Source organism: Candidatus Brachybacter algidus (assembly GCF_016707225.1).
GTDB lineage: Bacteria > Bacteroidota > Bacteroidia > Chitinophagales > Saprospiraceae > Parvibacillus > Parvibacillus algidus.
The window spans coordinates 774,218-796,449 of the sequence record NZ_JADJID010000002.1 but is presented as its reverse complement, the minus strand read 5'-3'; the positions used below and the strand labels follow the sequence as shown (position 1 = coordinate 796,449).

Annotated in this window: 18 protein-coding genes; 7 read left to right on the top strand and 11 right to left on the bottom strand. The window is 37.4% G+C overall.

The window, feature by feature from the left end:
- Window positions 1–10: 10 nt before the first annotated feature.
- Window positions 11–598, top strand: coding sequence for a YkgJ family cysteine cluster protein (locus IPI15_RS09150; protein WP_287401879.1), 588 nt, complete (start codon window positions 11–13; stop codon window positions 596–598).
- A 66-nt stretch (window positions 599–664) separates the two neighbouring features.
- On the opposite strand, the gene IPI15_RS09145 is transcribed toward IPI15_RS09150, so the two are convergent.
- From IPI15_RS09145 to IPI15_RS09135, 3 genes are all read right to left on the bottom strand, one after another.
- A complete protein-coding gene (locus IPI15_RS09145) occupies window positions 665–1,162 on the bottom strand; it encodes a DUF8785 domain-containing protein (protein ID WP_287401877.1) in 498 nt (165 codons plus the stop codon).
- Window positions 1,163–1,707: 545 nt separating this feature from the next.
- Window positions 1,708–2,673: a DUF2279 domain-containing protein gene (locus IPI15_RS09140; RefSeq protein ID WP_287419962.1), complete on the bottom strand. Its 966-nt coding sequence runs from the start codon at window positions 2,671–2,673 to the stop codon at window positions 1,708–1,710.
- Between the two features lie 13 nt (window positions 2,674–2,686).
- Window positions 2,687–3,379, bottom strand: coding sequence for a hypothetical protein (locus IPI15_RS09135; RefSeq protein WP_287401875.1), 693 nt, complete (start codon window positions 3,377–3,379; stop codon window positions 2,687–2,689).
- Between the two features lie 68 nt (window positions 3,380–3,447).
- Here IPI15_RS09135 and dprA point away from each other — a divergent pair, with 68 nt between their 5' ends.
- On the top strand, window positions 3,448–4,575 hold the full coding sequence (gene dprA / locus IPI15_RS09130) for a DNA-processing protein DprA (RefSeq protein WP_287401874.1): 1,128 nt from the start codon (window positions 3,448–3,450) through the stop codon (window positions 4,573–4,575).
- A gap of 1 nt (window position 4,576) precedes the next feature.
- Here dprA and IPI15_RS09125 read toward each other — a convergent pair whose 3' ends face one another.
- From IPI15_RS09125 to IPI15_RS09100, 6 genes are all read right to left on the bottom strand, one after another.
- On the bottom strand, window positions 4,577–5,110 hold the full coding sequence (locus tag IPI15_RS09125; protein WP_287401873.1) for an OmpH/Skp family outer membrane protein: 534 nt from the start codon (window positions 5,108–5,110) through the stop codon (window positions 4,577–4,579).
- A gap of 57 nt (window positions 5,111–5,167) precedes the next feature.
- Entirely contained in the window at window positions 5,168–5,380 is a 213-nt protein-coding gene (locus tag IPI15_RS09120; RefSeq protein ID WP_287401871.1) for a Sec-independent protein translocase subunit TatA/TatB, read from the bottom strand.
- Between the two features lie 88 nt (window positions 5,381–5,468).
- Window positions 5,469–6,422, bottom strand: coding sequence for an isopenicillin N synthase family dioxygenase (locus IPI15_RS09115; protein WP_287401870.1), 954 nt, complete (start codon window positions 6,420–6,422; stop codon window positions 5,469–5,471).
- 125 nt (window positions 6,423–6,547) lie between these two features.
- The gene (locus IPI15_RS09110; protein WP_287401869.1) at window positions 6,548–7,978 is read right to left on the bottom strand and encodes a SusD/RagB family nutrient-binding outer membrane lipoprotein; all 1,431 of its coding nucleotides are present in this window, start codon (window positions 7,976–7,978) and stop codon (window positions 6,548–6,550) included.
- A 10-nt stretch (window positions 7,979–7,988) separates the two neighbouring features.
- Window positions 7,989–11,198, bottom strand: a complete 3,210-nt coding sequence (locus IPI15_RS09105) for a SusC/RagA family TonB-linked outer membrane protein (protein ID WP_287401868.1) — start codon at window positions 11,196–11,198, stop codon at window positions 7,989–7,991.
- A 312-nt stretch (window positions 11,199–11,510) separates the two neighbouring features.
- Window positions 11,511–12,257, bottom strand: a complete 747-nt coding sequence (locus tag IPI15_RS09100; protein WP_287419960.1) for a pyridoxine 5'-phosphate synthase — start codon at window positions 12,255–12,257, stop codon at window positions 11,511–11,513.
- A gap of 146 nt (window positions 12,258–12,403) precedes the next feature.
- Between IPI15_RS09100 and IPI15_RS09095 the strand changes: the two genes are divergently transcribed.
- The 5 genes from IPI15_RS09095 (at window position 12,404) to IPI15_RS09075 (ending at window position 20,701) form a co-directional block, all read left to right on the top strand.
- Window positions 12,404–13,324, top strand: a complete 921-nt coding sequence (locus IPI15_RS09095; protein WP_287401866.1) for a CPBP family intramembrane glutamic endopeptidase — start codon at window positions 12,404–12,406, stop codon at window positions 13,322–13,324.
- A complete protein-coding gene (locus IPI15_RS09090; protein WP_287401865.1) occupies window positions 13,321–14,139 on the top strand; it encodes a phosphatidate cytidylyltransferase in 819 nt (272 codons plus the stop codon). The genes IPI15_RS09095 and IPI15_RS09090 overlap by 4 nt, the downstream gene beginning before the upstream one ends.
- A 6-nt stretch (window positions 14,140–14,145) precedes the next feature.
- Complete coding sequence (locus IPI15_RS09085; protein WP_287419958.1) at window positions 14,146–14,799, top strand: phosphatidylserine decarboxylase family protein; 654 nt, start codon at window positions 14,146–14,148, stop codon at window positions 14,797–14,799.
- A gap of 60 nt (window positions 14,800–14,859) precedes the next feature.
- Entirely contained in the window at window positions 14,860–19,866 is a 5,007-nt protein-coding gene (locus IPI15_RS09080) for a S8 family peptidase (protein WP_287419956.1), read from the top strand.
- A gap of 214 nt (window positions 19,867–20,080) precedes the next feature.
- Window positions 20,081–20,701, top strand: a complete 621-nt coding sequence (locus tag IPI15_RS09075) for a dihydrofolate reductase family protein (protein WP_287419954.1) — start codon at window positions 20,081–20,083, stop codon at window positions 20,699–20,701.
- Window positions 20,702–20,932: 231 nt separating this feature from the next.
- On the opposite strand, the gene aat is transcribed toward IPI15_RS09075, so the two are convergent.
- A complete protein-coding gene (aat, locus tag IPI15_RS09070) occupies window positions 20,933–21,658 on the bottom strand; it encodes a leucyl/phenylalanyl-tRNA--protein transferase (protein WP_287419952.1) in 726 nt (241 codons plus the stop codon).
- A 9-nt stretch (window positions 21,659–21,667) separates the two neighbouring features.
- Window positions 21,668–21,955, bottom strand: coding sequence for an ATP-dependent Clp protease adaptor ClpS (locus IPI15_RS09065; protein WP_287419950.1), 288 nt, complete (start codon window positions 21,953–21,955; stop codon window positions 21,668–21,670).
- Window positions 21,956–22,232: the final 277 nt, after the last annotated feature.

Here is a 22,232-nt window from a genome sequence, read left to right as displayed (position 1 = left end):
TTATTCAGAAATGAGCGAAGAAAACAAAAACGATATTGAACACCAAATGATAAGAGGTCAACTTCTTACACATAGTACTTTATCTAAAATTAGTGGGAGAATCAATGATATGGAAGCATTTATATTCGGAATTAACGATGCGCTCATTGAAAAAGGCGTTCTTTCTTCAAAATTTTTATACTCAAAAATTGAGTCAGTTAAGAAAAACATGATGGACTCCAACGATGTCATGGACGCAGGTATTGCTCTGAGAAGCGATAAAGCAGCCGCTATGTTTCAACCAGTTAATTGTGCAGAAAGACTTCATATATGCAATGCGATCTGCTGCAAATTAGTTTTTCCGTTAAATCAGGAAGAAGTGGAGGGTGGTCATGTAAAATGGGATTTGGGCCGCCCATACTATATTCGCCATAAAGCGGATGGATTTTGCTGTCACAGAGGTGAAAAAGGAGAATGCTCTATATATTCCAATCGGCCCAAAGTTTGCAGCACTTATTCATGCCAAGGCGATGAACGTATATGGAAAGATTTTGATAATATGGTTATAAATCAAGAATGGATAGATGCAAATTTAGAGGGTGGATTACCTCAAGAGTAATAATCCTAAGTATTCTCAATCAGAATATACCGATTGCATCAGGATTTGAATTAAAATAGTATTATATCACAAATTCTCCCCCTGCACCTTCCTATCAGCAGGAGCTTGCTGACCAAGACCTTCCTGTCTCTGCGGTGCTTGCTGTTGTGGCGGAACATTTGCTGGCACTTGATTAAGTGTTCCAGGTTCCATTACTTCATCCATTGATGTGACGACATATTTAGAATCGCCTACCCAGAATAACTTCATATATTTTTCTTCATAGTGAAGCACTACCCTATTGCCACGGGCATTTGCATCCTGAATCTTTCTGGCGACTTCCGCATTCGCAACAGAAAAATCCCAAATCGTATTTTCGACGTTGCCAATCTTAGGTTTTGCTCCTTGATATATGCCCATGTCGAGTGATCCTTCCCATGTCTTAATTAAAATTCCTTTTCGAGATAATTTGGTGATATTGCCGGCTCTCTCCCCATCACTGTAGTTGGTGAATGTAAATAAAGCTAGTATTCCTGCACCTGCAAGCAATAGTATGATAAAAAAACGCTTAATAAACCTTCGCATGTTCAATCTGATTTAATGCTTCTAACAAAATTAAAGTTAGAATAATTTCATCAAACCAACAACAGAGGTATTTAATTTAAGAAAACGAGTTTTTACTAGTTAAAAGCCTAAGGGTTGAAATAGCATTTGAGATTGCTTAGGGGTAGTAACAGTAGTTTGGCCATTAGGTACAAGGCTATGCTAGAGTAAAGCTTTCATCGTAATATTGCAATATTACATTTTATAAGGAAAAAAAATTCAATCCAAATCCTAAAAACCTATATTTATTCCAACCGGTTGCTTTTTGCTCTCATGAAAGTCATACACGAGTAAGCTTCATCGTAATATTGCAATATTACATTAGCATTAATATCTAATACATAATTCATTGTGTTCAATCATAACTTTTACTAGGTCAACTACTGGTTGATTCTTCCAAAATCCACGCGAGAGTAACCTTCATCGTAATATTGCAATATTACATTCTCGATAAATTCAAATTAATTTTCATTCTCAAATTAACGCTATATTTTTCCTCACTATTTAATCCATCAGTAAATTCAAACCTAGAAAAACAGCCAATGCCATTGCAATCCATTGTGCCCATTATATTCCAACGCAGGTGCCGGCACCTTGAATATGTTCAGCACTTGAAATACCGTTTTCAAAAATGGAGATCTTGTAGGTATTTTTGTAAAATCTACATCCAGCGACAATAGATATTGTCGATATCTTGGATACTCCTCTTCATTCAAGAAATAACTATTACTCCCAAACTCCCATGCATTACCAAATCCACCATATAAATTTTCAGCACTGTATCCGACAGCAACATTTACAAACGCAGGAAACCAGGCAGGTTTAGATTTTATAAATGCGGCTGGATTGACACTTAACCAATTAGTCTGTGCATTGTAATCCTTCAACAATCTGGCAAAAATAGCATCCCCATACAGATCGGATGCTCTCCTATCCAAATAATCAACACTACTTTGTGATCCAGTGATAGGTATATGGCTATACGCTCTGAAATCCGAAGATACTTTTAAAGTAATTTTCTGATCCCGCCAAATATGTTGCTGAGCTCCAAATAATGCCAAACCGGCCAAATTAGCGGTCATATCGCCCCATGAGAAACCCCACCTATCTGAAAAACCATCAAACACTTCAAGGCTCACTTGTGCAAGAGTACCACCGGCTATTCCCAACCAAACTGCCTTCGACTCCCTTACACCAGCCCATTTGTACATATTATACACAATCCGGCTATCTGTATAGGCACTGTAAACATGACCGACTTTATCTATCTGTAACCATTCACCATTATCATTAAAAAAATGAAAATCAGAAGTTAAACTGTTTTTATACCAAGCCTTACTCAGCAGTACCATTCCAATACCATATCCAGTAAGGCCTGTAGCTGTGATCGCTGCGACTCGTGTCCTGATGAGCGTGTCTGAAGATTTAAATAGTTGGGCTTTGGTTGAAAAAGAAATCATCATCAAAAACAAAACTAAGAACCATTCCTTCACATATCTCATATTCTCAATATCGCTTATTATGAAGGATAAAACTGATACCGAAAGTAGTCAATTTTTGATTGAGGTCACTTTGATCCAATCCAGCACGGTTTTCAGGATCCATTGCAGTAGAAATTCCTGAAATATCTGTTTTCTTTAAAGGGATATTGGCGAAAAGTCTCAAAGAAGCATTGACCCTGTCTTCCTCTGCACCCAAACGAAAGTCGAAGTAAGGTTTAAAAGATAAAAAATTATCACCCTTCAAAAGAAGCCTTTTACTATTATCTGTCGTGTATTGTTTAATCGAAACAAAATTGTATAAAAGGCTGGCACCAACCTTAACTATGTTCGCATTGCCTGAAAGAAGACCTGCCCCGACTGCATTGTCAGAATAATTAAAAATATAATTATACTGGTTATTGGAGCTATTTATAAGGCGTTTTCCACTCAAAGAAACAAAAGTACCATTGTACTCAGCATAGATATTGACAGGTAGTTGTGTAGAACTTATTGAAAAATGCAGACCATTCATGTAGTTCATTTTCTTCATTGCTTTAGACGAATTAGGAAGATAACTATTGAACGCTTTAATAATAGGTCGGAACTTATTACTTGAAAAAGTGCTACCCATATATCCAACATCTATGGCTAGTTGGCCATAAATCCCGGACATTCGAAAGGCAAATAATAAGAAGAAGAAAAATAATTTTATTTTCATTGTTAATACAATCAGTTAAATGCAAAATTAAGATTAAATTTGAGCTTTAATCACCAAACCCACAATTCATGTCACTCGAACCACTCTCACAAAAAGAAGAAGAAGTATTTTATGGTTTAGCCCTAGGCTTGATTCCAGGTATTGGACATATATATGCCAAAACATTACTTAGTTATGTTGGTAGTTTTAAAGATATATTCCAATCTAAATCAGCTTCTCTCTCAAAAATACCGGGTATTGGAAGCTCTATCATTGAAAAAATAAGACATTTTAATGAATTTCATCTGGTCGAAAATGAGATAAAATACATTGAAAAACATGATGTTACGCCATTGTTCTATTCGGACAAATTATTTCCAAAAAGGTTATTAAATTTCAATGATAGTCCATTCTTGCTATTTTCCAAAGGCACAGTCGATTTAAACCCAGGCAGAACCCTAGGCATAGTAGGTACTAGGTCTCCTTCAAATTTTGGTATAAAATGGACTCAAGATTTAATTGAACATTTGAAAAATGAAAATATTGCTATTATAAGTGGGTTTGCTTACGGCATCGATATCACTGCACATAAAGCTTGTATAAATATGGATATCCCAACTGTAGGAGTTTTGGCTGGTGGATATAAATATATTTATCCTGCAGCACACAGGCAATATATGCATGAGATGTGTTACAGAGGAGGATTCATCACTGAGGCATACGCTGATATTCTCCCTGACCGTCAAAGGTTTCCAATGAGAAATAGAATTATTGCTGCACTTTCCGATGGCCTAATTGTGGTAGAATCAGCTGAAAAGGGAGGAAGCATCATCACAGCAGAATATGCATTCAGCTATAATAAGTCACTAATGGCTCTGCCAGGCAAACCAAATGATAAGGCATCTCGTGGGTGCAATATGATGATCAAAAAGAACAAAGCCGTATTAGTTGAGAATTTTAATGACGTATTGGAGGAAATGAATTGGGACGACAAGACGCTTGGTCATAGCCGCTCAGTTCAAACACAGTTATTCAGGACCTTATCAGAAAAGGAACAATCTCTTATAAATCTACTATTACCTGATAGAGAAATCAATGTCGATCAACTAATAAAAAAGCTTGATATGAGACATAGTGAATTCGCAGCTATGTTACTGGCATTGACTATGGAAGGTCTAATATCTCAATTGCCAGGCAATCGGATCGTTCTGAATTAAATTATTTAGCCGCAGGAGGAAGAGTCAGACCAAGCTTAGATGCAACCAAAGCACTGACATCGTCAGCTTCCGTCACATACAACATGGAACCTCCACTCACATCAAAAATAAAAGAATAACCTTTTTCTTTTCCTACTGCGACAATTGCATCGTTAAGTTTGTCCAAAACGGGCGCAAGCAAAGCTTGTCTGCGTTGAGTCAACATAACCTGACCTACCTTTTGAAATTCAGTTATGGAAGATTGCTCTTCATTCAATTGTTGTTCGGTAGTTGATTGCTGAATTTTGGTCATTGTGCCTTCATTCACAGCTTTCAGAGCTGCATCGTAATGGCGCTTAAATTTTGCTGTCATCGTATCTAACTGAACCCCTAATGAATCATCAAGTACTGCTAATTTCTTGTCGGATTCTTTTACTTCCGGCATTAATTCAAGCATATTTCCAGAATTGAGATGACCGAATTTTTGTTGCGCAAAAATTGAAGTGATAGAGCTTCCTGTAAACAGGATGGTTAAAATTAATATTTTTTGAAACATAGTAATAGTATGATACAGTTGTACTTGAACGTATTTAATAAATAATAAAGATTCAGATCAATTCTCTGGTTTTGGCTTTTCAGCATCTTTCATACCAGTCTTTATCTCATCTTCGATGCTGGCTCTTGCTGAATTGAACTCTCTAATACCCTTTCCCATGCCACGCATAAGTTCAGGAATTTTTTTGCCACCAAATAATAATAATAAGGCAAAGAAAATTAGAATTCCTTCCGGCATCCCCATTCCTAATAATAATAATGTTAATAACATATTGAATATATTTTTCGTATTGCTACGATATTATTAAAGTTGTAAAATATGAACGTTTGAAGCTGTAAAATTGATCAAAGTAAAGCAATTATTTTTTCAAACCGATCTCCCTTAACCTTTCGTTAAGGTATTCACCGGCAGTAATTGGTTCATACTGCAAAGGATTATCCTCTGTAACACATTTGTCTAGGCAGGTAAGATCCATCTCACTGCGAGGATGCAGGAAGAAAGGTATTGACAACCTAGGATTGTGCCATTCTTCGCGAGGTGGATTGACGACGCGATGTGTAGTTGATATTAGATAGTTGTTAGTGAGTCTTTGAAGCATATCACCTACATTAACTACGATCTCATCCGCTTCAGGAACTACATCCAACCATTCTCCTTTCAAGTTTAGTACTTGCAGTCCTCCCGCAGATGCGCCTACAAGCAATGTAATCAGATTAATATCTTCATGCTGCTCAGCCCGAATGGCAGATTCAGGTTCAGAAGTAATCGGCGGATAATGGATGGCTCTCAAAATGCTGTTGCCATTGTGAATCCTTGTTGCAAAGTAATCATCTCCAAGTCCAAGGAAATCACCGATAGCTGCCAGCAATTGACTTCCTGCTTTTTCAAAAGCCTTATAAAGCTCATCTCCTTTATCTTTAAAATCTCCTGCTTCAATAACATGCACATTATCCGGGTATTGACTCTTAATGGCATCTCCATCTGTCACTGTCTGGCCAATCTGAAAAAACTCTTTCAGATCGCCTACATTGGATTGTTTGGCATGTTCCTTACCGAATGAAGTATATCCTCTTTGCCCTGCAAGATCATTGACCTCATAGCTTCGTTTGACATCGACAGGAAGTGCGAAAAAAGCCTTTGCCGAAGCATAAAACTCATCGACTAAGCTTTTGGGTATGCCATGATTCACCACTCCGACGAAGCCCACTTCATGGAAGGCTCTGCCAAGTTCGGAAACGAATTGTTTTTTATCTTCTGCCGAACCTTCATTGTATTTACTTAGGTCGACGAGGGGAATGGCGCGCTGGCTCATATCTTAGTTGATTTAATAATCACAAATATATACTTTTTGCATTACAATAATGGGCAAATGTACATAAATAAAAAGGGCGGTCATTTTCATGACCACCCCTTTTCTTATTTCAAAAACGAAAAATATTATTTAACGTCCCAGAACAATCTTGTAGCTGAATCATCTCCACCTATGGCAGCAGCTGCTGCTTTTGTATTAGCTGCATTCAAAGAATTTTCAATGATCGGATAGATCAATCTCTTAGGAATAGGAGGAACACCTGAAGCATCCGGTGCTACTAACACTGGGAAGTCCAATCTTCTCCACTCAGTCCATGCATCAAATCCTCTATTATATAGAGCAATCCACTTCTGAGTACCAATTTTCTCTTGCCAAGAAGCTCCAGAACCTGCATTACTGTAATCAACAGTAGCCTGCGCAAGATAATCCTCAACACCAGTTACACCCCAATATGCTAAAGAAGCAGTGATAGCTGCGTCATAATATGACTTTGCGTCACCAGTGATGAAACCTCTTTCAACAGCCTCCGCAAGAAGGAAATTAACTTCAGATGCATCTAGCATATTTCCAGGGAATGTGGTTGCAGTAACTTTAGTACTAAAAGTTGAAAAGTTAGCATAAACATTTGAAAATCCATATTTTCCGCCTACATACTCACCACCTACTGTAGTAAAGTACGCCGCGCGTCTTGGATCATTCAAAGTATTCATCTCATCAACTAGAGTATTTGCCATTACAAAATCCTGACGTGCGCTTCTAGGCGGAACATCATTAGAAAGTGGATTATTGTTAGGTGCACCTACATATTTGAATAAAGCATTATCAGCATTGGCAGTGATCAATGGAAGCGCAGCTGAAGCTGCAATCTTCGCACCAGCAGTACCTGGATCAACATCAGCAATTACCATCGCCAATTTCAATCTAAGTGAGTTGGCAAATTTTTGCCATTTACCTACATTTCCTCCGTATATGATATCAGCTGTACCAAATCCGTCAGCATCACCATTCATAGCTGCAATGTCTGTGTCCAATCTAGATAATAGATCTAAAGTGACAGTTTTAGCATCATCATATTTCGGTTGAGGATTGTTGATATCCAATGACTCAGAGTAAGGAATATCGCCAAATGTATTAACCAAAACAGAATATGCATATACTTGCATAACATCTATGGTAGCAATCTGATTCTTTTTGACATCAGCATTAAGAATCTGGTTGGCATCAATGATGCTTTTAGCTTCTTTCAGATCCGCAAGTGAAGACACATACATTGCATTCCACAAAGCCTGAGGAATAGTACGAGTAACCATGTTATAGCGTGGTTCTTCCAAATAGGTGGTCGTCGCCAAGTGCTGAACATAAAATCTAAACACGTTTGTGTTTACATTGACACTGTTCAAAACATCATTCAATCCTTTAGTTGAATTAGAAAACAAAGGTGCCGCATCTACCTTAGAAGGCTTCTTCGTATCAATGTTATAATCATCTAAGCTATTGACACAGCCCCCCAAAAAGAAAGCCGGTATCAAAGCGAATATTAATAGTTTTTTCATCATTATTTAATTTTTAGAAACTCAATTTAACGTTAAATCCAAATGTTTTCAAAGTAGGATATGCTCCTCCTTGGTGTCCTGAGATATTACCAGCACTATATACTTCTTCAGGATCTGCACCAGGAAGATTTTTGTGAATAATCCACAAGTTTCTACCAACCAATGACACATCTACTCCTTTGATAAAGGACTTCGCTCCGAATAAGTTTTTATTAAATGAGTATGTAAGATTAACTTCTCTCAATTTAACATATGTTGCATCATATATAAATGCTTCATTTGGATTGTTAGCAATACCAAATGGAGTATCGTTAGCATTTTCTACACTAACTCTAACATCATTTGGAGTTCCATCTTCTTTAACACCATCAAGTATAACTCCACCACCTTCTGCTAAAGGAGCACGTTTTGGATTACCCAAATCGTTTAATCCAGCAGTTTCTTCTGTTTGACCAGTGTATTGACCGTAAGCCTGATCCAAAGAATAGATACTACCACCTATTTTCGCATCAACTAACATACCCAATCTAAGGTTTTTGTATGTTAAACTAGTACCGACACCACCAAACCATTTTTGAGTAGTATTTCCTATTACTTGGTCTTTTGCTTGAACATAATAACCATCTTCATTTACTGTTCTCTTGCCATCTTTGTAAACAAATCCAGTACCTTTCAAAGTACCCATAGGCTGACCAGGAAGCGCAACTAAGCTAACACCACTTTGGAATGTAGCAATAACGATCTGTTTTGTGTTCTCGTCAAATAAAGAAATAACTTCGTTGTTATTTTTAGAGAAGTTAAAGGAAAGTCCCCAAGTAAAGTCTTGAGTTCTAACTGGAGTAATATTTGCAATTACCTCAATACCTTTATTTACTACCTCTCCTGAGTTGATAAACTTAGAAGTATAACCAGTAGCACCTGTGATTTGGATCGGAATGATCTGATCAAAAGTAGAAGCATTATAATAAGTAAATTCAAATCCGAATCTATTATCCATGAAAGCCATATCCAAACCAAATTCTGTAGATTTAGTTCTTTCAGGTTTAAGGTCAATGTTATTTCTAGTTGCTGGAAGAGAGAAGAAAGGAATACTTCCAAATGCTGTTGGTTTATCATAAACACTAAAGATACTCAATGCCGGAGCATCGTTTCCTACTTCAGCATAAGATGCTCTGATCTTGCCATAAGATAACCAATCTTGCTTCAACACTTCAGCAAAAGAAAAACCTGCAGAAACTGAAGGATATACATAAGTATTGTTTCCTTCAGGAAGTGTAGTTGACTGATCTCTTCTTATTGTTCCATCTACGAAAAGCATATCTTTAAATGAAAAAGATGCTGTTCCAAAAAGTCCATCTACGCCGATAGGCTGATAAACTTCTACCGGAGGTACAGGAACACCTGCAGAGTTTCCAATAGAATATAATCCATCAACAACCAAATCAGTGTTTGTAGTACTGAATATAGAACTTAGGTAACTTCTTCTGATGTTAGTACCTACTGCTACATTCAAATTAAGATCAGAACTTAGATCTTTGTTGTAATTAGCATAAAGGTCATAGTTAAACTCTTTATTGTTTCTATTAAAAATGCTGTAAGCACCTCTATCTACCGACTTCTTGTCCAATCTTTCTTCTTGTTGGTCGAAAGCTAAATCTCCACCTACTCTACCCACTATGCTAAGTGAAGGAAGGACTTTATATTGAGCTTGAACATTACCAAAGAACCTATTTCTAGAGTCATTTTGGTAGTTTTTGTAACGAGAGAAATAAGGATTATCCCAATAAATTGGAGAAGCATCTACTTCAACACCTGAAGGGTTCCACGTAGCGTTTTGTTCAAATCTTTCATAAGCCTCTTTTTGCTCAAGAATATCTACGTTTGTTTGCCACCACTGTCTGAACATGGTATTCAAGTTTCTAGAATCATATCCAGAACCATATCTACCTGTTGCAGTCTGATTTGTAAAGTTCAATGAAGTACTAACCTTAAATTTATCAGTTGGCTCTATTGTTGCACCTACGTTGATAATATTTTTAGCTAAATTACTATTAGGCAACATACCTTTCTCATCATTACGAGTATATCCCAATTTAAACAATGCAGTATTGCTACCACCTTCGATAGAAACACTCTGATTACTTGATACTGCTGTTTCGAAAAATTCTGAAACATCATTTTTTGCAGCTACCCAAGCAGTTGTTTTTCCAAAACTTGGAGATTTTGAATCTAATGACTTCCAGTCATATACTTGAAGATTAGGATCAAATTTAGCTCCCATTGAACCATCCTCTGTGAACGGAACATAAGGCGCCTGTACTCCAGGTGTGAAAAGATCACCTGATAAGAAACCCGGATTTGGCTCATAATCATAGAAATCTTGACCGTAACCAGCTCCGTATTCTTTCTGATGTGTGATAAAAGTCGTTTTGTCGATTTTACCAAAAGTCAAACCAGTATTTACAGTAACAGAGAATCTATCTTTTCTTCCCTTTTTTGTAGTGATCAAGACAACTCCATTGGCACCTCTACTTCCGTAAAGTGCTGCCGCAGCTCCTTTCAATACTGTAATTTGGTCTATGTCATCCGGATTTATATCTGCTGCTGCAGATCCATAGTCATAACCAGCTCTACCAGTAGTAGTGTTTCCAGTATTTAAAGTTGAGTTAGAGACAGGAACACCGTCTACTACGAATAATGCCTGGTTGTTACCAGTGATAGATTTAGTACCTCTTAATACAACATTGGTAGATCCACCCATGTTGTTGTTGGTTCTGATATCAAGTCCGGCTACCTTACCTGATAAGGCGTTGACGAAGTTGTTACTTCTTACCTGATTGACTTCGTCACCAGTTACTTTCTGAGCAGAAACAGAAAGGTCATTCCTCTTTCTTTCTATACCAAAGGCAGTAACTACTACCTCGTCCAAAAGACGCTGATCTGCTTGTAAAGTAATAACCATGGTATTAGAAGCACCAAGAGTAATACTCTGAGAGACATATCCTGTATAAGATACAACAAGAACTGATCCTTCCGGAACATTCATCTGAAAGGCTCCATTGACATCTGTGACAGTTCCACTGGAAGTACCTTTTATAAGTATACTTGCTCCAATCAGTGGATCTGATTTCGCGTCAACTACTGTACCGGAAATGGATCGTTGTGCCATTGCAGCACTGAGTCCAAATACCAGCATAAATAGTGTAAACATTGTTTTTTTCATGCCTGAACATTTTGATTATTTAATTAACTAATTATTATAAGAATTCCAAAAGTAGGAAACTTAATTTGTAATCCCAAAATAAATATTAATGTTTTTTTAACAATAGAGGAATAATAAATTAATTTTCCTCGACAAATCAGTTATTTCTATTGACAAATAGATAGTTAGTAATATCCTATAAGTTAACCATAAGATTAAAAAAATCTAAAATTGATAATACTAAACTTAAAATTCAATTTGAGAAAAGAATTTATAGATAATCCAGTATTAAATGAAATATCATTTAAAGATCACAAAATGTTTTAGCGAATTTTACTTTGGAAAATGATAATGTTGGGGGTTTTTCAACCTGTCAAGATACATTGCTATGGCGTTTGAATATCCATAATACATAGCATCAACTATAAGAGCGTGGCCAATGGATACTTCATCTAATAATACTAAGGAGCTTTTGTAAAATGCAAGATTATCCAGATTGAGGTCATGGCCCGCATTCACACCGAGACCTAAAGCCTTGGCTTTGGCAGAAGCAGCTATATGTCCATGGATCGATTGCTTATCGCCCTTGGCATATTGATGCGCATATGGACCAGTGTAAAGCTCGATCCTGTCAGCTCCTGCATCATGGGCTCTGCTTGAAGCATCCTCATCAGCATCGACAAATAATGAAACTCTTATCCCTGCATTTATAAATAATGGTATCGCATTTGCCAATAAATCTTTGTTCTTTACAAAATCCCAGCCATGATCAGATGTGAGTGCACCCGGTGGATCAGGAACGAGGGTGACCTGCGCAGGTGTATTGTCAATAACCAATTGAATAAATTCATCTGAGGGATATCCTTCAATATTCAGTTCAGTTCTGATATTTTTCTTTAATAATGGAATATCGTCATATCTAATATGCCTTTGGTCAGGACGAGGGTGCACCGTGATCCCATCAGCGCCATATGCTTCCAGGTCGAGACACATCTGCAAAAGATCAGGATAATTTGATCCACGAGAATTACGGATAAGGGCTATCTTGTTAACGTTGACACTTAGTTTTGTTGAGCTCATGGCTTGTCTGCTAGATTTTTTTGAGACATTTAAAATAATACCTTAGGTAAAGGTAATATTCTATCTTTGTTTTCAGAAGATACCTTACTGCAAGTTTGCATTAAGTCTTCTATCAAAAAAGATATCTAGCTTATTTTAACTAAATCATGACATCACAAACAGGTCCCTTACCATTAAGAGAACCAATATTTTGGTTTAAATGGATGATGATTCTTCTTGCCTTTATAGTGGTCGGTGCTTTATGCGCAGCAAGTGTGTCTGCTCTGATAGGCCAGGTAACCAAAGTGCAGATCGGTGTAATGAACTTTGAAGGACTTTCAAAAGCAAAAACAAACGAAGTAGCATGGGTTTATAGACTCATCGTTTTCAGTCAGCACCTTTTTGCTTTTATTCTACCTGCGCTCTTAGCCATGCGACTTTATAAGCGACATGAAGGTGACGTATTTTTTAATTTTTCTCCAAAGTTCAACTTGAATGCAGCTTTAATAGGTGTTTTCATATTAATGTGTTCTTACCCTTTGGTTCAATTTTCTTCTGAGGTCAATAAAATGATTCCACTTCCAGACGTCCTGCGTAATATGGAAGACCAGACTGCGAAGTTGGTATCGTTAATGCTCAACAATGATTCCATACTTGTACTTTTAGTGAATGTATTTTTAATTGCACTAATTCCCGCTATTGGTGAGGAGCTTATATTCAGGGGTTTTTTACAAACTATCATAAAGAAATTAATTTTTCACAAACATGTGACCGTATGGTTGACAGCCATCATATTTAGCGCTATCCACATCCAATTTGAAGGATTTTTTCCTAGAATGATCCTAGGGCTGGTTCTGGGATATCTGATGATGTGGTCGGGCAATATAATCTATCCAATGATAGCCCATTTTACCAACAATGCAGTACAAGTAATATTGCAATATACGGTGAGGAACGATGCGACAAGGTTGGAAAAAATGGACAATTACAATGTTCCTATTTGGTTGGTCATCGGAAGCGTGGTGGTCCTTGCTTTAAGCACACACCTATTTCAAAAGTATTTTATAAAAAATAAAGCACTTTCATGATCAAGGATATTTCTACACGATTATATACTGCGATATTTTTTACCTTTTTCGTCATAGGAAGCCTTGTCCTTTCCCAATGGTCGTATACATTATTATTCTTTTTAATAAGTTTGTTATGTGGTTATGAATTTTATAAAATAGTATTCGATACTAAAAATAAATTAAGATTCGGGCTAGCCCTGCTCAATTGTTTTATGCCGGTAGTATTTGGGATTCTAATAAGAATGGAATACCTCCAGGTAGCTCCTGAAGTAATGATCTCATGTCTGGTATGCTGGATCTTAATCATTTTGGCGAGCGAACTGCTTTCGGCCACACAAAATCCTATAGAAAAGACCTCTTATAGTTTATTCGCGTTAGTCTACATTGGATTCCCATGTATGTTTGCCTATGAACTTGGTTTTAAAGATGGTGGATTCTCATATTTGCCATTACTTGGAATAATTCCATTGATATGGGCGAATGATACCGGGGCTTATCTCGTAGGTTCTGCTATTGGTAAAAGACCACTTTTTCCAGCTGTATCTCCCAAAAAAACCGTCGAAGGAACACTTGGTGGTATATTAACTGCTATGATAATGTCATATCCAATGTCGCTTTTAAATAATGCGTTCGATTGGAAGGAATGGCTTTTCATCGCTTTGATAATCGGTGTAGCAGGAACAATTGGTGATCTGATCGAGTCCAAATTTAAAAGAAATTACAATATTAAGGATACCGGGACTTTTCTCCCCGGCCATGGAGGATTCTTGGATCGTTTCGACTCTTTCCTCTTTATTATATCATTTATCTACCTTTACACTAAATTTATATAAAAATCTATGTTCAGAATACACAAAGAAGGTAAGGCTACCATTCTTATTTCGATTATATTCAGTATTATTGTCTGGTGGCTTTTCAGCATGTACTTGCCAGGGTTTATTCTGATCGCATATGCTTTAATTCTGTTTTTGATGGTCACTGTTTTACAGTTCTTCAGAAATCCGGAAAGAATGCCTCCCAATATCGATGAAAATATCCTGATCGCTCCTGCAGATGGAAAAGTTGTTGTCATTGAAAAAGTGATTGAAAGTGAGATATTTAAGGATGAAAGAATGCTCGTCAGTATCTTCATGTCGCCTATCAATGTGCATGTCAATAGAAATCCCGTGTCCGGTAAAGTCATCGTTAGTAGATACCATCCTGGCAAATATCTTGCTGCCTGGAATCCCAAATCTTCTACCGAAAACGAAAGAACTACGGTAGTTTATCAGCATGACAAAGGTAATATTATGATCAGACAAGTAGCTGGTGCCCTAGCTAGAAGGATCGTAAATTATCTCAAAGAAGGAGATGAAGTCAAACGTGGACATGAAATGGGTTTTATTAAATTCGGATCCAGAGTCGATATTTACCTTCCTCTCAATGCGGAGATCCTTGTAACAATGGATCAGGTCGTCTCAGGAAATATTTCAGAGATTGCTTTGTTAAAGTAGCACCAGACCATATTGTTTTATTCTCTGAATGCGTATATTTAATTTTTTAAAAGAATTAAGATGCGCAAGTTCTACAAGATCTATACTCTATTATGTTTTATCCTTCCTTTACCATTAATAGGACAGGTAAATCAGCCGGTTCTATTCAAAAACGGAACATATATCCCTCCTGCTAAGAGTGGCTACCAGCTTGCAAAAGGTATCACTAAAGATCTTATTATAACCATTCAAATTGCTGACCGAACTCTTATAAGTGCTTTAGCTGGTGAATTAAAATGTGAAATTCATTTGATGGACCGGCTCGACAAACGAACTTATGTCGTTCAAATAGCATCTGAATGTCTTGAAAAACTGATCAGTTCGCCCCACATCAACAGCATATTTGAAATCCCTGGAAAATACAAGATCGGCAGTGAAGTTATCGACTCTGGCTATAAATCCAAGATGCGGGTCAAGTTATGTTTATATGGAATTCATAATGAGGAATCAATAGCCGCATTATTTCCAAACGTAAAAGTAGTGGAGAGTAGGAGCTTTGACAATAAAACTTACATTATAGCAGATACAGATCTTATCACATGTGAGGCCATCACAGAAAAAGATGTAGTCCAATCCATTCAATTGTGCCCCAGGAATTATACTTTTCTAAATTTTTATAAAAGATCTTTGGAAGCAGTTCAGGGGGCCAATGCCTCTATAGAAAGTGGTGGATTGGGACTGAATGGTGAAGGCGTCGTCATAGGGCATGGGGATAGTGGTGCATTCGACCATGAAGATCTGAATGACAGAGTTATTAATTTTACAAGATTTAATGAAGGTTCTCATGCTTCACATACGGCAGGTACAATGATCGGAGCGGGTAATGTGCAGGACAAACACAGAGGTTTTTTAAATAAAGCAACCATTGTAAATGCAGATGCATTTGACATCATAAGCAATGCTGAATTATTCTATAGAGATTATAATATCCGGGTTACTAATAATTCTTATGCAACAATAGAAAAAACGATTGATTGCACAAGAATGGGAGAATATGACCTTTTTGCTCAGGAAGTTGATGAAAGCACAGTTCATTTTCCTGACCTTATTCATGTATGGGCGAGTGGCAATAGTGGCGCTTTGATTTGCGAAGGAGTGCCATTGGCATTTAACTCGGTGCTTTCTGGGCCTCAATGTTCTAAAAATGGTATCACAGTAGGTTCTATTTGGAGAAGAGAAGGTACTCCAGTGACTGAATATTCATGTCAGGGCCCTACAGATGATGGTCGAATAAAGCCAGAAATTGTATCACAAGGAACTAATACGACCAGTGCTGGAGACCTCAACAACTATTATACTACCGCAGGCACTTCAATGTCAGCCCCAAGCATCACAAGTGCTATTGCGGCAATGCAGGAAGCTTACAAAAAAACGCATGGAGGCACTTATCCTAAATCGGATCTCCTCAAGGCTATTCTAACCAATACTGCTGACGATCTTTTGACTGAAGGACCTGAATTCTCAAATGGGTATGGTAAGGTAAATATTGCAAAAGCTGCCAGAGAAGCACTTAGTGGGCAGCATACTTTAGATAAGATAAGTCAGGACGGTTTGAATGAAATAACTTTTCATGTACCGCCGAATGCAGCCAAGGCAGTAGTTACTCTATGCTGGGTCGATCCTTCTGGTAATGCACTAGTGGTGGATCAACTCATTAATGATTTAGATCTTGAGTTGATAGGCCCGGAAGGGACTATTTTGCCATGGACACTTGACCCTAATCCTTCTCAAGCTGCACTGCCAGCTGTAAGAGGAGTAGATAGCCTAAACAATCTCGAACAGATCAGTTGGATAGAACCAAAGGCTGGAGATTATAAGATCAGGGTAAAAGGAAGATCCATTCAGGGAGAGCAATCTTATGCATTAGCCTACCGTACCGAAAGCAAAAAAATATTAATAAATGGACCGTTTGGGGGCGAAAAGTATATACCAGGCGAATTTGAATATTTCCAATGGGAATGTCCATATAATAATGGTAAGCCCTTCGACATAAATATTTCTTATGACGATGGGCAAAATTGGGAATTGTTGGCTAATAAAGAAGACAGCCTTAGAACCATAAGGTTCGACATGGCTCAAGTAAGGACTGGCCAGGCAAGATTGATGGTCAGTAAGGAAGGATTCGAGTCTGATACGAGTGGCAGATTTACAATATGTCCGATTCCGACCAACTTTAAAGTAGTTCCGTTATGTCGTGGAAACGCCCAATTAAACTGGTCTCCTGTCATTGATGCTGTAGCTTACAAAATATATAAAAAATCCGGTTTCTACATGGTAGAAGTGGCAGAGACAACAGACACTACTTATATACTTGATGGACTAGATCCAGATGGCAAGGAGTTAATCTCTGCTGCTGCCGTCCTGGCAGATGGCGGAGTAGGTAGAAGGTGTCTTTCCTTATTTGTAAATGCTAATGGAAATCAATGTCCATGGGCGAGAGATCTCGTTATAGAGCAAATCAACTTATCTCAAACTGGAAGGCAAAACACCTCAACAGCGCTCACAAATAATGAAACTGTGAAAGTGATCGTTCGCAATTTGGGAACTTCAGAGATTTCAAATTTCAAGCTATTTTATAATGCAGGTGCTGGAAATATCATTGAGGATTTTAATGGTGTGCTGGCCCCGGGCAGTTCCGAAGTATTTAATTTTGCCAATCCAATAAATGTATTTAATGTAGGAACGTATAATATTACTGCAGGAATAATAGGTGATATTGACACTCCATATTTAGACAATAACACCATGTCAAAGACTATTCGACAATTGCCTAACGAACCAATATTGGTCACCAATGACTTGAATACAACCTTTAAAGTTGACTTTGAGAATGCAAATACCTCAACTTACGAGGGTACATCTTTTGGATTGGACGGAATCGAACGATTTGATTTTTTGACTGAAGATATCCAGGGAAGGGCAAGAACATTTGTTTTGAGAGATTTTAATAAAAATGGAAATAAATCTTTGACTATTGACCGAAAAAATGATGGATCACTCATCATCAATCAATTGATGGCTACACTCAATATGTCTAATTATAAAGGAAATGATAATATTAAATTCGATTTCTCTTACCTCAATCACAATGCAGACACACTTAAGCGTGCCGCAAGTAAAGTATGGGCGAGGGGAAGTGACTTGGACGAATGGATACAGATCTATGATTTATATGCAAATGAGGCCAATGGTGGTAGTTATAAAAAAGTATTGGGTATCCCGTTGACTAAAATACTCTATGCAGCTGGTCAGCAATTTTCTTCTTCTTGTCAAATCAGATTTGACGTGGAGGTCAGTGGTCCTGCCATTGCTATCAATAGTTATGGAGGATATACTTTTGATGATATGGCGCTGCATATAGCTAACAATGACATCGGTATTCAAAATATACAACATCCAGGTTTGAATGTGTGTGGATTGAGTAAAACTGAAGGAATTGTCATCAATATAGAAAATACAGATGTCAACAAAGCTGAAAATATTCAAGCATGGTATACCATCAACAATGGCGCCATTCAGGGTCCTTTTGCTGTAGGAAGTATTGAGGGTAATGAAGTTTTGACATACTCATTTCCTCCAACAGATCTTTCCTTAGCTGGAAAATATGAATTGAAGGCTTGGGTAAATGCAGGTTCAGACAATTACAGAGCCAATGATACACTTGACAATTATAAATTTACTAATAACATTTACATTAATAATTTCCCCTATCTCGAATCCTTTGAAACTGACAATGGGCATTGGTATTCGGATGGACAAAGAAGCACCTGGGAATGGGGGCTTCCTCAGAAATATCAGTTGAAAGGTGCCGCTAATGGTGATAAAGCCTGGACTACTAACTTAACAGATAATTATTTGGCATTCGAACGGTCAAACCTTGTTTCTCCTTGTTTTGATCTATCAGCTTTCACTAATGATCCAATGTTATCTTTTTCTTTTGCCTATGATTTGGAGGTCAAATATGATGGAGCCAGCGTCGAATATAGCGAAGACGGATTTGAGTGGAAAACTCTAGGAACTATGCTGGAAGGCACCAATTGGTATAATAAGGAAGAAAAATGGGACAGCACATATAATTATTGGCATGTGGCAAGTATACCAGTTCATCTGGTTGATATCGCCGACCGATCAAGTGTTCAGTTCAGATTTATTATGCGTTCAGACGAAAGTATGACAGCAGAGGGTCTGTCTATAGATGATGTACATATATATGAATCTCAGAATATATACCAAGGCAGTGATGCTTTAGTAAGTCAACTTCTGACAAATGATTGGACAGATTTCAATATTAATGGCGACAAGGTGGCTTCTCTCAAATACACAGGAGACAATGCCATAGGTGAGACAACTGTGAATGTCTATTTCAATCCGGACTCAGAACAAAGGAAAGACGAGCTTCAATATTATCTTGACAGAAATTTTAAGATTTCAACAGAATCACCACTGACAAATGGCACGTTGAAAGTTAGATTGTTTTTCACTGATGAAGAATGTGAAAGAAGCCGGAATGCACCGGAAGGCTATGACAAACCAAGCACTGCCTATGAATTGGGTGTGACAAAAATCAGTTCTGCGGAAGAAGATGGAATGTTCGGCAATGAGATCGACCCTGTTTATTATTTCTATAATTTCAAAAATAGTGATCTAGTACCTTATGGCAATGGATACTATATTGAATTCGAAACGAGTGGGCTTTCAGAATTTTATATTAATACTGGAGGTATTGAAAATAAATTACCTCTGGGTAATGAGACCATTGCAACTAAGAATGGTGCATCTGAAAAGTTTGCAATACTTTATCCCAATCCCACTAGCGACCATTACAACATCAAGTTATCCGGTATCCAAGATGGAGTTTTGGTAAGCGCGGATGTGATTAACTTATTCGGACAGAGAATGGAACATTATGAATGGAAGCAGGAAGGACATGCATCTAAATTATTCAAAAGCAACTTACCTAAAGGGGTTTATTTTATTCAAATAATGGTAAGGGACAAACTTCAAGTGCTAAAGATGGATAAGATGTAAATTGCATTCTTCAATGATTTGTTATGAGGAGGAAAGGTAGCGTAGATTGCGCATTTTACTTTGATATCGGGGATTGTAAAACTTCAGGATCAATAATTATACAGAATGGAAATTCGTAATAGACTCCCGAAACTTAGGGCCTAATCGACTTTCCGCTCGGTATTATTTATATTTGCGTTTCGTATAAACCAACAGACAAAAGAAAAATAAAAATTTGAGTAAAATAATTTTTGATAGTGGAATATCCTTAGACGGTTTTTTCGCAGGAGATAACAGAAGTCCTAAAAACCCTATGGGTGGTGTTTCAGGACAAATTCATTCGTGGATGTTTAATCAAAAAGCTTTCTGGGAATACTTAGGATTTGAAGGAGGCAAAGAGGATGGAGCAGATGGAAAATTTATTAGAGAGACAATTGAACGAACAGGTGCATTCATTATGGGAAAACGGATGTTTGAGGAAGGCGAAGCTAGTTGGCCAGATGACCTATATAAAGCTGATGTTTATGTATTGACACACGAAAAGCGCGAGCCTTGGGTTCAAGAAGGAACGACAACTTTTCACTTCATCAACGACGGAATTGAAAGTGCTTTGGAGAAAGCAAAACAATCAGCAGAACTGAAAGACATAAGAATACAAGGTGGGGCGAACACAATTCAACAATTTCTAAACGCTGGACTTGTAGACGAATTTTTCATTCACATTGCACCGGTTTTTTTAGGAGGTGGCATTCGACTGTTTGACGGCATTGACAAAGACAAATATGATATTCAAATTGTAGAAGTAATTCCATCAGATTTTACTACACATTTGAGATATAAACTGACGAAGAAATAATAACGACCCGCTGCATAAGTGGTGATTTATAGATCATTAAACACATTTGTGGTCAATTAATGTATAGTTCTACCTATCAACAGTTTTGCTGAAAATCGCCACCTTTTTCATACGCTACAAAGATTGATTTCGATTTTGAGTTAGTGAAATGCAATTTCAGTTTATGTATTGCGGCTAACCAATAACGGGCAAACTGCTCAAATGGAAATATTTCCGTTAAATGTATCCATTTTACGCTTGTCCTAAAAAACCTTGAAATACCTCCGTCCAGCTCCCAATCAACCCTTTATTTTCAAAACCTTTCCTCTTGATTAGGTCAAGGTAAATATCCCGATCAATAGGATACGCACCAAGACTTTCCAAATGTTCTGAGTGCATTTGACAATCAACTAATTCTATGCCAAGATGTTCAAAAAATTGACATCCAATGATAAAGGCATATTTGCTCGCATTAGATTCATGTGCAAACATGCTCTCTCCAGAGAAAATGGTTCCAGTCAGGACACCGTAAAACCCCCCAACCAATTCTGCTCCATTCCAAACCTCAAAGCTATGAGCGCGACCCATCTCAAATAATTTGGTATATTCAACAATGATCTCTTCCGTGATCCAAGTATCCAGGCCACTTTTTCTATTCCTACTTTGAGCACATAGGCGCATGACATCTGCAAAGCAGGTATCTACAGTCATCTGCCAGGGCTGATCACGAATCACTTTGCGCATGGATTTAGAGACTTTGACTTTCACAGGATCTAACACCCATCTGGGATTGGGACTCCACCAGGCGATAGGATCTGCAGGATCATTGACAGGAAAAATACCGAAACGGTATGCGCAGATAAGATCTTCCAATGTCAATATAAATGAAACACCTACTAAGCCACTATCATTAGCAGTAGATGGATGTTGAAAAGATTGATCTGTAAAATGAAATTTATAATTATCCAGAGGCGACAATTAGGTGTTTTATGAGATGACTACAGAAAGTCCTTTGTCAGTAAGTGCTTCTTTAAAAGGCTTTAGCATAATATAAGAGCCGATCTTGACCGATGCTTTTCCAGTAAAATGGATCATATAGGAAAGTTGCTCTGCTTGCTCCTGTGTGTGACGTAAAACATCAACAAAACAGTTGATCACCCATTCAAAAGTATTGTGATCATCATTATATACTATCAATTCCTGCTGATCAATAGTAGTAGTTTCATCTAATAAAACTTCCTCAGATTCGTAAGAAGAAAAACTAAAAGTACTCATATAAGTCGTATTAATAGGATAATATTGTTCATTTTGGAATTTCGATTAAAAGAATAAATGACACTTATCAGAAGATCGATTTCCAAAATGCAAAGATAAATCATTTCGCATCAAAATTATTAATTTTTAACTTATTTCTGCACGTCATTAACTTATGTGATTTTTATAGATTTGATCTGGTATTCAGAAAATGAAATGATTGTCTGGTAAATTTCAAACTAAGACTTCAACATTCTTGGGGCGCATCTAGGATTAATATCCTTGACCAAAAGCCGCA

Bases quoted from the DNA above. Each gene is read 5' to 3' on its own strand.
- IPI15_RS09065 (WP_287419950.1), bottom strand. From the start codon at position 21,955: ATGAGTACTTTTAGTTTTTCTTCTTACGAATCTGAGGAAGTTTTATTA.
- IPI15_RS09105 (WP_287401868.1), bottom strand. From the start codon at position 11,198: ATGAAAAAAACAATGTTTACACTATTTATGCTGGTATTTGGACTCAGT.
- IPI15_RS09100 (WP_287419960.1), bottom strand. From the start codon at position 12,257: ATGAGCTCAACAAAACTAAGTGTCAACGTTAACAAGATAGCCCTTATC.
- dprA (WP_287401874.1), top strand. From the start codon at position 3,448: ATGTCACTCGAACCACTCTCACAAAAAGAAGAAGAAGTATTTTATGGT.
- IPI15_RS09135 (WP_287401875.1), bottom strand. From the start codon at position 3,379: ATGAAAATAAAATTATTTTTCTTCTTCTTATTATTTGCCTTTCGAATG.
- IPI15_RS09110 (WP_287401869.1), bottom strand. From the start codon at position 7,978: ATGATGAAAAAACTATTAATATTCGCTTTGATACCGGCTTTCTTTTTG.
- IPI15_RS09145 (WP_287401877.1), bottom strand. From the start codon at position 1,162: ATGCGAAGGTTTATTAAGCGTTTTTTTATCATACTATTGCTTGCAGGT.
- IPI15_RS09090 (WP_287401865.1), top strand. From the start codon at position 13,321: ATGATCAAGGATATTTCTACACGATTATATACTGCGATATTTTTTACC.
- IPI15_RS09115 (WP_287401870.1), bottom strand. From the start codon at position 6,422: ATGAGCCAGCGCGCCATTCCCCTCGTCGACCTAAGTAAATACAATGAA.
- IPI15_RS09095 (WP_287401866.1), top strand. From the start codon at position 12,404: ATGACATCACAAACAGGTCCCTTACCATTAAGAGAACCAATATTTTGG.
- IPI15_RS09080 (WP_287419956.1), top strand. From the start codon at position 14,860: ATGCGCAAGTTCTACAAGATCTATACTCTATTATGTTTTATCCTTCCT.
- IPI15_RS09120 (WP_287401871.1), bottom strand. From the start codon at position 5,380: ATGTTATTAACATTATTATTATTAGGAATGGGGATGCCGGAAGGAATT.
- IPI15_RS09085 (WP_287419958.1), top strand. From the start codon at position 14,146: ATGTTCAGAATACACAAAGAAGGTAAGGCTACCATTCTTATTTCGATT.
- IPI15_RS09125 (WP_287401873.1), bottom strand. From the start codon at position 5,110: ATGTTTCAAAAAATATTAATTTTAACCATCCTGTTTACAGGAAGCTCT.
- IPI15_RS09150 (WP_287401879.1), top strand. From the start codon at position 11: ATGAGCGAAGAAAACAAAAACGATATTGAACACCAAATGATAAGAGGT.